The 15,410-nt window shown below is 76.3% G+C and carries 11 protein-coding genes; 8 read left to right on the top strand and 3 right to left on the bottom strand.

Annotated elements, in window-relative coordinates:
* Positions 1-13: 13 nt before the first annotated feature.
* On the bottom strand, positions 14-1,213 hold the full coding sequence (locus AB3388_RS27340; RefSeq protein ID WP_495408496.1) for a helicase-associated domain-containing protein: 1,200 nt from the start codon (positions 1,211-1,213) through the stop codon (positions 14-16).
* Between AB3388_RS27340 and pgm the strand changes: the two genes are divergently transcribed.
* The 3 genes from pgm (at position 1,212) to AB3388_RS27325 (ending at position 4,917) form a co-directional block, all read left to right on the top strand.
* Positions 1,212-2,846, top strand: coding sequence for a phosphoglucomutase (alpha-D-glucose-1,6-bisphosphate-dependent) (pgm, locus tag AB3388_RS27335; protein ID WP_495408495.1), 1,635 nt, complete (start codon positions 1,212-1,214; stop codon positions 2,844-2,846). The two genes, AB3388_RS27340 and pgm, sit on opposite strands and share 2 nt — an antisense overlap.
* Entirely contained in the window at positions 2,843-3,931 is a 1,089-nt protein-coding gene (locus AB3388_RS27330; RefSeq protein WP_495408494.1) for a M20 family metallopeptidase, read from the top strand. Before pgm ends, AB3388_RS27330 begins: the two co-directional genes overlap by 4 nt.
* A gap of 92 nt (positions 3,932-4,023) precedes the next feature.
* A complete protein-coding gene (locus tag AB3388_RS27325; protein ID WP_495408493.1) occupies positions 4,024-4,917 on the top strand; it encodes a hypothetical protein in 894 nt (297 codons plus the stop codon).
* Between the two features lies 1 nt (position 4,918).
* Here AB3388_RS27325 and AB3388_RS27320 read toward each other — a convergent pair whose 3' ends face one another.
* Positions 4,919-5,809 (bottom strand): diguanylate cyclase domain-containing protein, encoded by an 891-nt coding sequence (locus tag AB3388_RS27320; RefSeq protein ID WP_495408492.1) that lies wholly within the window; start codon positions 5,807-5,809, stop codon positions 4,919-4,921.
* Between the two features lie 140 nt (positions 5,810-5,949).
* Between AB3388_RS27320 and AB3388_RS27315 the strand changes: the two genes are divergently transcribed.
* Complete coding sequence (locus AB3388_RS27315; RefSeq protein WP_495408491.1) at positions 5,950-6,885, top strand: hydroxymethylglutaryl-CoA lyase; 936 nt, start codon at positions 5,950-5,952, stop codon at positions 6,883-6,885.
* An 18-nt stretch (positions 6,886-6,903) separates the two neighbouring features.
* Positions 6,904-7,419, top strand: coding sequence for a flavin reductase family protein (locus tag AB3388_RS27310; protein WP_495408490.1), 516 nt, complete (start codon positions 6,904-6,906; stop codon positions 7,417-7,419).
* 970 nt (positions 7,420-8,389) lie between these two features.
* On the opposite strand, the gene AB3388_RS27305 is transcribed toward AB3388_RS27310, so the two are convergent.
* A complete protein-coding gene (locus AB3388_RS27305; RefSeq protein WP_495408489.1) occupies positions 8,390-10,618 on the bottom strand; it encodes a PP2C family protein-serine/threonine phosphatase in 2,229 nt (742 codons plus the stop codon).
* A 330-nt stretch (positions 10,619-10,948) separates the two neighbouring features.
* Here AB3388_RS27305 and AB3388_RS27300 point away from each other — a divergent pair, with 330 nt between their 5' ends.
* The 3 genes from AB3388_RS27300 to AB3388_RS27290 all read left to right on the top strand — a co-directional run bounded on the left by AB3388_RS27300 (position 10,949) and on the right by AB3388_RS27290 (position 15,398).
* On the top strand, positions 10,949-12,997 hold the full coding sequence (locus AB3388_RS27300) for a sensor histidine kinase (RefSeq protein ID WP_495408488.1): 2,049 nt from the start codon (positions 10,949-10,951) through the stop codon (positions 12,995-12,997).
* The gene (locus AB3388_RS27295; RefSeq protein WP_495408487.1) at positions 12,994-13,665 is read left to right on the top strand and encodes a response regulator transcription factor; all 672 of its coding nucleotides are present in this window, start codon (positions 12,994-12,996) and stop codon (positions 13,663-13,665) included. Before AB3388_RS27300 ends, AB3388_RS27295 begins: the two co-directional genes overlap by 4 nt.
* 134 nt (positions 13,666-13,799) lie before the next feature.
* Positions 13,800-15,398, top strand: coding sequence for an alpha/beta hydrolase (locus tag AB3388_RS27290; protein ID WP_495408486.1), 1,599 nt, complete (start codon positions 13,800-13,802; stop codon positions 15,396-15,398).
* Positions 15,399-15,410: the final 12 nt, after the last annotated feature.

The following is a 15,410-nucleotide window of genomic DNA, read 5'->3' as shown; positions in this document are numbered from 1 at the left end:
CCGCGACGGCCGATCAGCCGGCCGGTGCGACGGAGAGCATCCGCGACACCGTGAACACCCGCTCGTCCTGCCGCAGCTCGCACCAGGCGTACACCGTGGCCCCCACCAGCTCGGGATCGCTGATCACCCGGTGCGTCACCGCGCCGCTGGCCGCCCGGTAGGTGATGGCGACCCGACCGCCGTCCTCCAGCACGTCGGACAGCAGAGCGAGCTGACCGAGAGGGAGCTCCGGCGCCAGAGCCCGGAGTTCGCGCAGCCGCCACGGCGTCGGCGCCGGGACGGCGGCGGGCCCCGCGGCGAGCAACCGGCTCGCCAGCCGCGAGACATCGACCGCCTCGGACGACGGACGGAGCGGGCGCGCCGCCGGAGCCTTCTTCCCGCGCGCACCGCTGTCGCCCTCGCGCGGCGTCCGCGCCGGCACCCCCTCCGCGACCGGGAAGTGGCCGACCGCCCGCAGACGCGCCAGGGCTTCGTCGACCGGCACCGAGCAGGCGAGCACCGTCGGCGCCAGCAGCGTCAGGCCGAGCCGACCCAGCCGCCGGTCCGCCGCGACCTCGGCGAGCAGCGCTTCGTCGTCGCTGCGGATCAGCGAGACGGCGGGGTACACCTTCAGCCGGCCGTGCCGCCGCCCGACGTCCTGGATGAGGAAGCTGAGCGTCTGCGGCAGCTCCCGACCGGACAGTTGGGTCAGGTCGGAGACCAGGCCGTCAGCACTCGCGCCGTCGTCGAGCGCCCGCCGGATGCTCCCCGGGCCGAACCGCCAGGTGACCGCGCCGCCGCTGCTCTCCCGGTCCGCACAGCTGTCCAGCAGCGCCGAGGCGCGCGCGACGTCCCCGACACCAGTGCGGTGAGGTCCGACCCGAAGCGAGCGGTGTCGCTGGCGGCGGGCAGCATCCTGCGCAGCCGGTCCACGAGCGCCGGGCCGTCCTCGGCGAGCAGGGCCGCACCCAGCGGACCGAGCGCCCCCGCGGCCACGGCGCCGAGGAGTTCGGCCTCCCGCCACACGGTCGCCAGTGGTGCATCGGCGTCCTGCGGCAGCACGTGGATCTGCGGGCGGTGCCAGCGGGCCGTGGCGGCGAGGTCGGCGATGCCTGCTACGTGACCGGCAGGGAGTCCGCCCGCCGTGTGCAGCAGCACCATCCGAGCCGCCGGGAAACCGCCGTCCACAGGCAGATCTCGCACGGGTCGCGTGCTCGGGCCAGGATCGGCGCATGAGCGACAGCCGCGCCGGACAGCCCGCCTCCCCCGCCGACCTCGTCGACGTCGCCTCGCTGGTCACCGCGTACTACTCGCTGGAGCCCGACCCCGCCGATCCCGGCCAGCAGGTCGTCTTCGGCACCAGTGGGCACCGCGGCTCCAGCTTCGACGCCGCGTTCAACGAGGGGCACATCGTCGCCACGACGCAGGCCATCTGCGAGTACCGGGCCGCGCAGGGCTACGACGGGCCGCTGTTCCTCGGCCGCGACACCCACGCGCTGTCCGAGCCGGCCTGGACCAGCGCGCTGGAGGTGCTGGTCGCCAACGACGTCACCGTGCTCGTCGACGCCGCCGACCGGTACACGCCGACGCCCGGCGTCAGTCACGCCATCCTGCGGGCCAACAAGGGGCGGTCCAGCGGCCTCGCCGACGGCATCGTCGTCACCCCGTCGCACAACCCGCCCCGGGACGGCGGGTTCAAGTACAACCCGCCGAACGGCGGCCCGGCCGACACCGACGCCACCAAGGTGATCGCCGACCGCGCCAACGAGCTGCTCCGCGGCGGGCTCAAGGAGGTCCGCCGGGTCCCGTTCGCCCGGGCCCGGGCCGCCGCCCGGCCGCACGACTTCCTCGGCGACTACGTCGCCGACCTGCCGGACGTCCTGGACGTCGACGCCATCCGGGACGCCGGCGTGCACATCGGCGCCGACCCGCTCGGCGGGGCGAGCGTGGACTACTGGGCCGCGATCGCCGAGCGGCACCGCCTGGACCTCACGGTGGTCAACCCGCTGGTCGACCCCACGTGGCGGTTCATGACCCTCGACTGGGACGGCAAGATCCGCATGGACTGCTCCTCGCCGGCGGCCATGGCCTCGCTGATCGACAAGCGGGAGCAGTTCCAGATCGCCACCGGCAACGACGCCGACGCCGACCGGCACGGCATCGTCACCCCCGACGCCGGCCTGATGAACCCCAACCACTTCCTCGCCGTCGCCATCTCCTACCTGTTCTCCCACCGCCCCGGCTGGGGAGAGAGCACCGCCGTCGGCAAGACCCTGGTCTCCAGCTCGCTGATCGACCGGGTCGTCGGGGGCCTCGGCCGGCGGCTGGTCGAGGTGCCGGTCGGCTTCAAGTGGTTCGTGCCGGGGCTGCTCGACGGCTCGGTCGGGTTCGGCGGCGAGGAGTCCGCCGGCGCCTCCTTCCTGCGCCGCGACGGCAGCGTCTGGACGACGGACAAGGACGGCATCCTGCTCGCGCTGCTGGCCAGCGAGATCCAGGCCGTCACCGGCCGGTCCCCCTCCCAGCTGCACGCCGAGCTCACCGAGCGGTACGGGGAGTCGGCGTACGCCCGCATCGACGCGCCGGCGACCCGCGAGCAGAAGGCGGCGCTGGGCAAGCTCTCCCCCGAGGCCGTCGCCGCCACCGAGCTGGCCGGCGAGCCGATCACCGCCAAGCTCACCCGCGCGCCCGGCAACGGCGCCGGCATCGGCGGGCTGAAGGTGGTCACGGAGAACGCCTGGTTCGCCGCGCGGCCCTCCGGCACCGAGGACGTCTACAAGGTCTACGCCGAGTCCTTCCGCGGACCGGACCACCTCGCGCGGGTTCAGGAGGAGGCCAAGGCCGTCGTCAGCGCCGCTCTGGGCGCATGACCGCCGCCGCCATCGACGTCGTCGGGCTCCTCCGGGAACTGGTCCGCCGGCGCACGATCTCCGGCGACGCCGGCGCCCAGCGCGACGCCATCGGGACGGTGACCGAGGTGCTCCGGGAACGGGCGCCGCACCTGGAGGTGGTCTCCTCGGACGACCCGGACCACCCGTGGGCGCTGCTGCGCACCCCGGCCGACCCGGCCCTGCCGCAGCTGCTGCTCGCCTGCCACGTCGACTCGGTGCCGGTGCCCGACCCGGGCGTCTGGCAGCGCGACCCGTTCGGCGCCGACCTCGAGCAGGGCCGGGTGTGGGGTCGCGGCGGCAGCGACATGAAGGCGGGCGTGGTCGCCGCGGCCGCGGCACTGGCGGCCGCTGAGCCGACGCGGCCGGTCGCGCTGCTGCTCACCAGCGACGAGGAGATCGGCTCGCACGGCGCCGCCGCCGCGGCTGCCGCGGTGGCCGACCAGCGCATCGGGGCGGTCATCGTCCCCGAGGCGACCGGCAACGAGGTCGTGCTCGGCCACCGGGGCGCGCTGTGGCTGGCCGTCCGCACCGCCGGCAGGGCGGCGCACGGCAGCACGCCCGAGCGGGGGCACAACGCCGTCCTCGACCTGGCCGCCCTCCTCGGCCGCGCGGGCGGCGGGCTGCCGCTGCGGACCGACCCCTTCCTCGGCACCGAGACGTGGAACCCGGGCGTCGTCTCCGGCGGCACCGTGCCCAACGTTGTGCCCGATCGGGCCGAGGCGGTCATCGACATGCGCACCGTCGCCGACGGCGAGCCGCTGCTGCGCTGGTGGCGGGAGCAGCCGGAGGTCGCCGACGTCGAGGTGCGGGTGGACCTGCCGCCCGTGGGGACGCCGGCGGAGGACCCGTGGGTCGCCGGCCTCCCGGCGGCGGTGCGGCCCACGCCCGCGACCTACTTCACCGACGCGTCCGTGCTCGCCGGTGTGGTCGGCGGCGCGCCGATCGTCGTGTGGGGGCCGGGCACCCCCGCGGTGATGCACGCCGTCGACGAGTACGTGGAACTGGCCGAGCTGGAGCAGGCGGCCGCGGCGTTCGGCGCCGTGGCGAACCGCTGGCCCGCGTGAGCGGCGCCGACCGGGCCGCTCGGACACCCACTCGGGGGACGGTCAGCGCGGGGTCCTGGGCAACCGGCCCGGCGGGCCCCACACTCGCGGGCATGAGCGGAGGCGTGCGCGAGCCGCTACCGAGCGTGGTTGCGCCGTGGCCGTACGGGCCCGGCCGGCCGGGCGTGGCGGTCGCCGCCGCGTCGCTCGGATTCGTCCTCGCCGGCGGCCTCGCGATCGTCGGTCTGGGCGAACTGGCGCTCTGGTCCGGCGGTTCCCCGTCCTGGCTCGCCGTCGCGGCGCCGCTCTGTGCCGCGGGCCTGGTGGCCGGAGGTGTCCTCCTTCTCCGGCAGCGGGGCTCCGGCGTCCTGCTCGTCGCCGCGCTGACCGCAGTCGCCACGGCGGCGGCCTTGACGCTGCTCGCCGACGTGGACCCGGCCGACTGGCTGGCAGCCCTCGCGGCGCTCGTGTTCACGCTGCCCCTCCCGGTCGCGACCGCCGTGTACGCGGCGCTGCCCCGGGTGCGCGGCTGGGCCGGCCGGCGCCCGCACCCCTCAGGACCGCTCCCGTACGCCCCGCCGCCGCCGGGGTGGCCGCCGCACGCCTGGCCCTACGGCAACCCGCGTCCCGGGGCAGCGACGGCCGGCGCCGTACTGGGCTTCGTCGGCGCGGGGCTGCTCGCCTACGTGGTGATGTTCGACCTGCAGTTGAACCTCGCCGACCGCTTCCTGGTGGAGTTCAGCCTCGTGCAGGCGCTCGCCCTGCCGTGCGCTGCGGGGCTGGTGGTGGGCGGCCTGCGGCTCCTGCACCGGCGGGGTCGCGCGACGCTGGTCGTCTCGGCCCTGGGCGTGGGAGCCGCGGCCCTCGCCGCCCAGGTGACGGCGGCAGCGACCGGGTACGGCGTCGGAGAGACGCTGCCGGACGCCGTCCTCCTGCTTCCGCTGCCGGTCCTGGCCTCGATCTGCGCCCGGCAGCCCGCGGTCCGGACGTGGCTCGCCCGGGCGTGAGTCAGCGGCGGCGGGCGGCCTTGTCCGCGTACATCGCGTCGTCGGCCTCGCGGACCACCCGCTCGTAGACCTCGTCGGGGTCGGAGCCGCCCGGCGCCGAGCCGGTCCCGATGCTCATGCCGATCGACATCGTGAGGTCGCCGATGACCAGCGGGTCGGTGACCGTCGTCCGCACCCGGTCGGCGAGCACCTGGGCCTCGGGTCGCTCGGTGTTCTCGCAGACGATCGCGAACTCGTCGCCGCCCAGCCGGGCGGCGGTGTCGCTGGCCCGCAGCACCGAGGTGAGCCGGCCGGCGAAGGACACCAGGACGGCGTCGCCCATGGGGTGGCCGTGCTCGTCGTTGATCGCCTTGAAGCCGTCGAGGTCGATGATCAGCACGCAGGTCGGGGTGCGCTCGCGGTGGCCGCGGTCCAGTGCGTGCCGCAGCCGGTCGTGGAACAGGATCCGGTTGGGCAGCCCGGTCAGCGGGTCGTGCAGCGACCGGTGGACCAGCGCCGCCTCGAGCGCCTTCCGGTCGGTGATGTCGTCGATGATCATCACCAGGTGGGCCGGATCGCCCGTCTCGGACTCCGCGACCCAGGACGTCGCGAGCTGGACCGGGACGGCGGTGCCGTCGGCCCGCAGCATGCGGCACTCGTAGCGCATGGGCCGGTCCGGATCGCGGAGCAGGTGCCCCCGCGCCTCCCGCGCGCCGGCGACGTCCTCGGCGTGGATCAGCTCCAGCAGCGACTGGCCGCGCAGATCGAGCGGCGTGTGGCCCAGCAGGCGGCCGAGGGCCGGGTTCGCGTCGGTGATGACGCCCTCGGTCGTGCAGATCGCGACCCCCATGGGGGCGTTGGCGAAGGCGCTGCGTGGGTCCGCGGGAGGTGCCGTGTCCACCACGTCCGTCACGCCGCCACCCCCTCCCCGCCGGTCCGACCTGCTCCTTACCACGAATCGCAGACTGCGAGTGTCTCCCCTACCGGCGATCTTTCGCCGCTCCTGGGGTGGAGGATGCACACGGGACACCCGAGACGGTCAGGGAGGCTGCCGTGAACGATTTCGACCTGGTGCTGCCCGCCCAAGTGGACATCCGCGAGGTCGGCATGCGCGACGGGCTGCAGCTCGAGGCGCCGGTCCCCCTGGAGGCCAAGCTGGCCATGCTGGAGGCTCTTGTCGCCACCGGCGTCCGGCGCATCGAGGCCACGTCCTTCGTCTCCCCGCGCGCCGTGCCGGCCCTCGCCGACGCCGACCAGGTCGCCGCCGAGCTGTCCCGGTGGGGCGACGTGCACTGGTCGGCGCTGGTCGCCAACGCCCGCGGCGCGACCCGCGCCGTCGACGCGGGCGTGGCGAACCTCGAGTACGTCGTGTCGGCCTCCGACGGGCACAGCCGGGCCAACGCCGGGCGCAGCACGGCCGAGGCGGTCGGCGCGGTCGGCGAGATCGCCGGCCTGGCGCACGGCGCGGGCGGCTCGCTCGAGGTCATCATCGCCACCGCCTGGGACTGCCCCTTCGACGGCCGGACGCCGGTCGCGCGCACCGTCGACGTGGCCCGCGCCGCGGTGACCGCGGGCGCCGACCAGCTCTGCCTCGGTGACACCATCGGGACGACGACGCCGCTGCGCGTGGTCACGCTGCTCGACGCGGTCCGCCGCGCCTGCCCCGGGATCGCCGTCGGCGTGCACTTCCACGACACCCGCGGCACCGGGCAGGCCAACGCGCTGGCCGCCGTCCAGGCCGGCGTCACCCAGCTGGACTCCTCCGTCGGCGGCCTCGGCGGCTGCCCGTTCGCGCCGGGCGCGAGCGGCAACATCGCCACCGAGGAGCTGGTCTACATGCTCGAGGAGTCCGGCGTGCGCACCGGGCTGGACCTCGACGCGGTGCTGGCAGCCGCCACGGTGACCGAGCAGGCGGTGGGGCACGAGCTGCCCAGTTCGCTGTACCGGGCCGGTGGGCGGTCCGTCCCCCGGGAAGCGGCCGCCCGCTAGCAGGGGTTGGCTGTCGGCGTGACTGCGTCCGCGGAGGTCCCGGACCCGGTCGACCCGCGGGTGATGCGCGAGGTCCTCGGCCACTTCGCGTCGGGGGTCACCGTGGTCACCGCCGACACGGGGACCGGGCCGATCGGGTTCACCTGCCAGTCGTTCAGCTCGCTGTCCCTGGATCCGCCGCTGGTCGTGTTCGCGCCCGGCCGGGCGTCGCGCACCTGGCCGCAGCTGCGCGAGATCGGCCGGTTCTGCATCAACGTGCTCGCCGAGGAGCAGACCGGGCTCTCCCAGGCGTTCGCGCGGTCGGGGATCGACAAGTTCGCCGGCGTCCCGTGGACCCGCAGCCGGCACGGCTCCCCGGTGCTGGAGGACGTCGTCGCGTGGATCGACGCCGAGCTGTGGGCCGAGTACGACGGCGGCGACCACACGGTCGTCGTGGCGCGGGTGCTCGATCTCGGCGCCGACCCCTCCCGTCGTCCGCTGCTGTTCCACCGCGGCACGTACGGCCTGCTCGACGTGCCCCGCGCCGACGGCTGACCGGCCCGCCCGGCGGCGGTGAGACGGCTGGGACGGGTGGGGGGCCGCAGGTCACGAGCCGGTCACCGGCGAGCGCGCCCGTTCCGGCACCGAACCGTCCTGTTGCTTTCCTGTGCCCCGGATCACGGGGTCCGCGGCGCCGCCGCGGGGCCGACCGGGTCCACCGGGTCCGGAGGAGGCACGGGGTGGCGGGCGGGGACGAGGCCGGACGGCGGACATCCGAGTGGGCGTGCGGGAAGGACCTGGAACGGGCCGCCCGGTACGTGCACGAGGTCCGGACGGCGCCCACCCCCTCGGTGCGGCTGCGCGCCGCCGCGTCCCGCGAGGGGCTGGCCGCGGTGCGGTCGCTGCTGCGTGAGCTGCCGGTGCACCCCGTCGCGTTCTCGGACACCGCGGCCGGGGCGGAGATGCGCGCCTGGTTCCGGCCCGACCGCCGGCTGCCGTTCAACCGCGCCCCCATCGCCGTCCTGCCCCTGCCCGGGACGTCGGCCGAGTACCTCCGCGGCCGCGCGCGGCAGGCCCTGCGCACCAACCTGACCCGCGCCGCCGCGGCCGGCCTGGAGTGCGCGCCGGTGGACTCCGCGCGCGACCTCCGCCGGATCTCCGCCGCCGTCGCCGCCCGCCGCGGCACGACCGGCGAGCAGATGGTCCCGGCGGACCTCGTCCCCGGCCCGCAGCGCCCGTTCTGCGTCGCCCACGACGCCGCGGGGGACCCGGTCGCGCTCGGCCACGCGGTCGTCGACGGCGACCGGGCCGGGCTCATCCTCATGGTCACCGCGGTCGGCCACGCCCAGGCCACCCTGGTGCGCTACGCGCTGCACGCCGACCTGGTGGGCCGGCTGATCGGGCAGGGCGTGACCAGCCTGACCGTCGGCGGCTCGATGCTGCTGACCAGCGAGGGCACCCGCTACTTCCAGCGTCGCACCGGGTTCGTGCCGGTGCGGGTCCGGGTGGACGAGCCGCGGGCCGGCTACTCGAAGCGGACGGCGATCAGCGCGACGTCGTCCCGGCCGTCGAGGGTGCCGGCCACGGCGGCGTCGCAGAGCTCGCGCGGGCCGGCGTCCACCGGGGCCGCGGACAGCCGGGCGCACAGCTCGGCGATCCCGCTGTCGAGGTCCGAGCCCGGGCGCTCGATGAGCCCGTCGGTGTAGGCGATCAGGGTGGCGCCGGCGGGGACGTCGGCGGAGACCGTCGCCCGCCGGCTGCTCGGGTCCACCCCGACCAGCAGGCCCGTGGCGCCGTCGAGCAGCCGCACCGTGCCGTCCGGGGTGCGCAGGATCAGCGGCGGGTGGCCGGCGTTGGCCACGTGCACCCGCCACGGCGCCCCGGCGTGCGGGGGCGGCACCGCGCGGGCGTAGACCATGGTCGCCATCGGGGCCACGTGCAGGCCCTGCACCAGCCGGTCGACCCGGGTGAGCACCGTCCCCGGATCGGGGTCCTCGGCGTCCCAGAGGCACGCGCGGATCAGCCCGCGCAGGTGGCCCATCGCGGCGGCGGCCGCGACGTCGTGGCCGACGACGTCGCCGACCACCATCCCGATCGAGCCGTCGGGCAGGCGGAGCAGGTCGTAGAAGTCGCCGCCGACGTCGGCGGCGGCCGACGCGCTGATGTAGTGCGCCGCCGCGCGGATGCCGGGGATCTCCGGCAGCTCCGGCAGGAGCGAGCGCTGCAGCGTGTCGGCCACCGTGTGCTCCTGCTGGTAGAGCCGCACGTTGTCCATGGCCAGGCCGGCCCGCCGGGCGAGGTCCTGGACGAGGTCGACGTCCTCGTGGGTGAAGCTGCGCTCCTCCGACGTCATCACGAGGGCCATCGCCCCGAGCGTGCGGCGCCGCGCCATCAGCGGCACGGTCAGGGCCGACGTCCCGCCGAGCCGACCGAAGAGCTCGCGCCCGGTCGGGGAGACGACGATCCGTTCGATCCGCTCGGGCGTCAGGGGGTCGATCAGCACGGGCTGGGACGTCGTCAGGCTGCGCCGGCTCGGGGAGCCCTCGGGCAGGTGCATGGCGTGTGCCGTGCCGAAGGCACGCAGCTCCGCCGCGAGGCCGTCGCGGTGCCGGGCCGCGGTGGCGCGGACCTCCCCGGAGGCGTCGACCAGCGTGATGAAGACCCAGTCGGCCAGGAGCGGGACGCAGACGCCGGCCAGCCGGTCGAGCAGGTCCGGCATGTCCAGCGTGGCCATCAGCATGCTGGTCGCCTCGGCCATGAGGGCCAGCCGGGTCTGCGCCCGCTCGGCGACCGCCCGGGCGAGCTCGGCCTCCCGGCGGGCGGCCTGCTCGGCGGCGAAGGCCGCCGCCCGCTCGTCCTCGACCCGCACCCGCTCGGTGACGTCGGTCTGCACGCCCACGAAGCTGACCAGCTCGCCGTCGCCGTCGAAGACCGGGCTGATGGACAGCTGGTTCCAGAAGGCGGTGCCGTCCTTGCGGTAGTTCAGCAGGGTGGTGCTCAGCGTGCGCTGCTCGGCGAGGGCCGCGCGGATCTGCGCCACGGCCCGCGGGTCGGTCGCCGGCCCCTGCAGGAACCGGCAGTTGCGGCCGACCGCCTCGTCGTACCCGTAGCCGGTGATGCGGGTGAACGACGGGTTGACCCAGACCAGCGGGTTGTCCGGCTGCCGCGGGTCGGTGATGGTGAAGGTGATGTCGGTGGCGATGACCGCGCGGTCCCGCAGCGCCTGCAGGGTGGCGTCGGGGTCCTCGGCCACGTCGAGCTGCAGGAACACCACCAGCGCCAGCTGCTGCTCGCTGCCCACCTGGGACAGCGGGAACCCGGTGACCCAGAGCAGCTGATCGGAGAGGCCGTCGTCCTGCCGGGCGCGCTCGGGCTCGGAACTCGTGCCCGGCCGCAGCCGCACCGCCTCGCCGGTGACCGGCTGGCCCTGCGCCACCAGCGAGAGCGGGCCGCTGGTGCGGGCCAGCGGCTCGCCGCCCAGGTCGGTCAGCCCGGCCGCGGCCCCCCACGTGTCGACGTCCACGGGCAGGGACACGTTGCCGGCCAGCTCGACGGCGGCGACGTTGGCGTAGACGACCGCGCCGGCCTTCTGGTCGATCACCAGGACGGCGACCGGGACGTCGGCGAGGACGCCCGGCAGCGCGGCGTGCGCGCCGGCTTCGGTCCGGTGCTCGGAGACCACGGCACTGGCGGCGGTGACGATCCCGGCCTGCCGGTCCAGGTCGGCCCCGGCCTCGGCCGGAGCCCCGGACACCACGGCCGCCGCTTCCGGGGGGACGGCGGGCTCCTCGACCCTGTCGTGACTCGGCGGCACACAACCAATCTAACCGGACCGTTCCGATGGGGAAACCGCAGGTGACCAGGCCCTGGCCAGCACGTTCGCCTCCCCCTGACCGCGCAACGGTGGGTTCCGCCCCGGATCGGGCAGGACCACACTGGCGGCGTCCCCGGTGTCCCGACCGGCCCCGGCTCCCGACGGGACAGGGACCGGGACGCCGGCCCCGTGCCGCGGGACAGCGGTTCCCGGCAGCCTCGGCGGCACACGCGCAGCTCTCCCGTGCAGGCCGGCACGAAGGACACGACCATGGACGCCATCTCCCGGGCGGGCGCCGGGATGAGCCGGGGCGTCCCGCGCCGGCGGGCGCTGCTGGCCTGGACCGTGCCGGCCGCCTGCGCCGCGCTGGTGGGGGCCGGGTTGGTGATCGGCAGCCGCATCGACTCCGTGCCGCATCCGCTCGCCGATCCCGAGGTGCTCGTCGTGATCCCCCTGGCACCCGGGCTGGCCGTGCTCGGGGCGCTGATCCTCAGCCGCCGCCCGCGGCACCGGCTCGGTCGCCTCTACGCCGGAGCGGCGCTCGCGATGGCCGGCGCGCTGTTCGCCTATGCCTACGCCTGGTACGGCCTGGTGACCGCGCCGGGAGCGACGCCCGGTGCGCTGGCCGTCGGCTGGGTGTCGTCGTGGATCTGGACGCTGGGGATCGCGTCGGCACTGACGTTCGGCCTGCTGCTCTACCCCGACGGGCGGCTGCCGTCGGCCCGCTGGTGGCCGGCCGCGGTCCTCTCCGCCGTGGCCATCGCGGCACTGATCCTCAGCGCCGCCTTCTCCCCCGGCCCGCTGCTCGGCTACCCGGCCGTGCCCAACCCGCTCGGCATCCCGGGCACGCGCGCCGTGCTGGCCGCGGTCCGCTCGGTCGCCGAACCGCTCGTCCTCGTGGCCTTCGCCTGCGGGGTCGCGGCGCTGGTCACGCGGTTCTGGCGGGCGCCGCGGGGCGCGGTCGAGCGGCGGCAGGTCGCGCTGCTCGCCCTCGCCTCGGCGATCGCACTGGCGGTGGCCTTCCTGCCGTCCGACGGGTCGCCGACCTGGCCGGCCGCGGTCGCCGTCGTCGCCGCGTTCGCGCTGATCCCGGCGGCCATCGGGGTCGCGATCCTGCGCCACCACCTCTACGACATCGACGTCGTCCTGAACCGGGCGCTCGTCTACTCCGGGCTGACCGCCGCCGTCGTCGGGCTCTACGCCGCCGTCGTCTGGGCCGCGGCGGCGCCCCTCGGGCCGGGAACGGCGCCCGGCCTGCTGGCCACCGGCGTCGCGGCCGCGGCGGTCCTCCCGCTGCGCACGCGGTTGCAGCGCCTGGTCGACCGCGCGATGTACGGCGAACGGGGGGACCCCTACGCCGCGGTGTCGCGGCTGACGACACGACTGCAGGCCGCCACCGCGCCGGGCGACGCGCTCTCCGGCGTGGCCGAGGCGGTGGCGTCGTCGCTGCGGCTGCCCTACGTCGCGGTGGAGAGCGCGGGCGGCGTCGTGGCCGCGCACGGCGTGCCCACCGGGGGACAGCGGCACGTCGTGCCGCTCAGCCACCAGGGGGAGGACGTCGGCCGGCTGGTCGTCGAGGGCCGCGACGGGAAGCCGCCGGCCACCCGCGACCTCGCGCTGCTCGCCGACCTGGCCCGCCCGGCCGGCGCCGCCGTCCAGGCCGCCGCCCTCGCCGACGCCCTGCGGACCTCCCAGCGGCGGCTGATCGAGGCGCGCGAGGAGGAACGCCGCCGGCTCCGCCGCGACCTGCACGACGGCCTCGGGCCGACGCTGGCCGGGTTCGTCCTGCGCCTGGACGCCGCCGCCGGGCTGGTGTCGACCGATCCGGCCCGGGCGCAGCGGGTGCTCGCGGCGCTCAAGGACGAGACCAGCGCCGCCGTCGACGACGTCCGCCGACTGGTCTACGACCTGCGCCCGCCCGCGCTGGACGAGCTGGGGCTGCTCGGCGCGGTCCGGCAGCAGGCGGAGCGGCTGGCCTCCGGCGGATCCGGGATGGACGTGCGGGTGACGGCGACCGGCCCGCTGCCGCGTCTCGGGGCCGCCACCGAGGTCGCCGCCTACCGGATCGCGCTGGAGGCGGTCACCAACGCCGCCCGGCACGCCGCGGCGCCGCACTGCGACGTCCTGCTCGCGGCGGACGGGCAGCTGCGCGTCGAGGTCACCGACGACGGGCGGGGCATCGCGGCCGGTGCCCGCGCCGGCGTGGGCCTGGCCGCCATGCAGGAGCGCGCGGCCGAGGTCGGCGGCCGGTGCACCGTGTCCGCCGTCGTCCCGAGCGGGACCCGCGTGCTCGCCGTCCTCCCGCTGGAGGCCCGATGACCGGCAACGCGCTCACCATCCTGGTCGCCGAGGACCACCCGCTGTTCCGGCAGGCGCTGGTCGACCTCCTGGGCAGCCGGCCCGGCTGGGCGGTCGTCGCCGAGGCCGAGGACGGCGTGGGCGCGGTCACCGCGGCGCACGCCGAGCAGCCCGACGTCGTGGTCATGGACCTCAAGCTGCCCCGGCTGGACGGGATCGAGTCGACCCGGCGGATCGTCGCGGCCAGCCCGCACATCGCGGTGCTGGTGCTCACCATGTTCGACGACGACGCCTCGGTGTTCGAGGCGATGCGCGCCGGCGCCCGCGGCTACCTGCTCAAGGGCGCCGACCAGGCCGAGGTGGTGCGGGCGGTCGCCGACGTCGCCGACGGCGGTGCGGTGTTCGGGTCGGCGGTGGCGCGCCGCGTGCTCGACTACTTCGCCGCACCGCGACCCCCGGCCGTCCCCGACGCGGTGTTCCCGGAGCTCACGGCGCGCGAGCACGAGGTGCTCGACCTGATCGCGGCCGGGCGCAGCAACGCCGACGTGGCCGCCGCGCTCGTGCTCAGCCCCAAGACGGTGCGCAACCACGTGTCCAACATCTTCGCCAAGCTGCACGTCGCGGACCGCTCCGCGGCGATCGTCAAGGCCCGGGAGGCCGGCCTCGGCCTCTCCGGCGGTCCACGCTGACCCCTCCTCCGCCGTCCTCCTCCACCGGGCGCGGCCCGGGACCCCGATCGGGACGCCGGGCCCGTGTGCCGGGACGCCGCCCGCCCCCACCGTCGGAGCCGACCAGGGGGCCACCGGCACCGGAGGAGACCGAGATGTCGTCGAACAGGCGAACCAGAACCGTCGGGAGCGCGCTGCTCGCCCTGCTGCTGGGCGGCGCAGCGGCCTGCGGGCAGGACCCCGCCGAGCGGGCCGGGCCGGGCGGCCCACCCGCCCTGCACCTGGCGTGGGCCGACTGCGGGACGGCGGACGAGGGCCGCGCCGCCGGCGTCCAGTGCGCCACCGCGGACCTGCCGCTGGACTACGACGACCCGGACGGCGCACAGGTCCACCTCGCCGTCAGCCGGGTGCCGGCGACCGGTCCCGGACCCCGCATCGGCTCGCTGTTCGTCGACCTGGGCGGCCCCGGCAACCCGGCGGTGGGCCGGATCCAGGCGGGCGGCGCCGGGCCGCTGGCCTCGCTGAACCAGCGGTTCGACATCATCGGCTTCGACCCGCGCGGGGTGGGGCAGTCCACGCCGTCCGTCGACTGCCGGGTCGACCAGGAGACCGACGGGGCGACCCCGCGGCCGTGGCCGGTGCCCGCCGGCCCGGACCCCGCCGCCGTCGTCGGGCACGCCCGGGCCTACGCCGACGCGTGCGCGGCCGCGAACGGCGACCTGCTCGAGCACGTCTCCACCGCGAACGTCGCCCGGGACCTGGACGCGCTGCGCGCCGCCGTCGGCGACGAGCGGCTGAACTACCTCGGCTACTCCTACGGCGCGTTCCTGGGGAGCACCTACGCGAGCCTGTTCCCCGACCGCTTCCGCGCGCTCGCGCTGGACGGACCGGTGCCGTCGGCGCAGTACGTCGAGGACCCGGTGGCCGCCAGCACCGCGGCGGGCGCCGGCATCGAGGACGCGCTCGGCCGCTTCCTCGCGGCGTGCGCCGCGGACCGGACGGCGTGCTCCGGCTTCGGCGGGGCCGACCCGGCCGGCGCCTTCGACGCGCTGCTCGCCGCCGCGGCGGACGCCCCGATCCCGGCGGACGGCTATCCCGCCGACCCGCGCCCGGTGACCGCCGACGACCTCCGCGACGTGACCGGGAAGCTGCTCTACGGCAAGCCGGACTGGGGCACCCTCGCCGGCGCGCTGGCCCTGGCCGCGGCCGGGGACGGCTCCGCCGTCCGGGCGCTCGCCGACGAGGTCGTCTTCGCGCGGGGCGAGGACGGCAGCACCGATCCGCAGCCCGACCGCTACGTCGCCATCACCGCCGTCGACCAGCAGTGGCCGACCGATCCCGACGTCTACCTGGCGCGCGGGGCCCGGGAGCGGTCCGACGTGCCGCACTTCTGGGGCCGGTTCGGCTACACGGAGCTGGTCCAGGCGTTCTGGCCGGCGGACGACGAGGACGCCTTCGCCGGGCCGTTCACCGTGGCCGCGAGCGCGCCGACCGTCCTGGTGGTCGCCACCACGCACGACCCCGCCCTGCCGTACTGGGGCGCGGCGCCGTTCGTGCGGGAGCTGGGCAACGCCCGGCTGCTCACGATGGACGGCGACGGGCACACCGCCTACGGAGGCAACTCCGCGTGCATCGACGCCGCCGTGGACGCGTACCTGGTCGACGGCACGCTGCCGGCCGACGGAACCGTCTGCGCCCAGGACGTGCCCTTCGCCGCGCCGGGCCCCGACGACGTCCCCACCGGCACGCCCTGACGGGCCCGTCGG

Source organism: Geodermatophilus sp. SMS 5-13 (assembly GCF_059428245.1).
The sequence above is the reverse complement of the archived record's forward strand: the minus strand, read 5'-3'. Positions and strand labels throughout refer to the sequence as shown.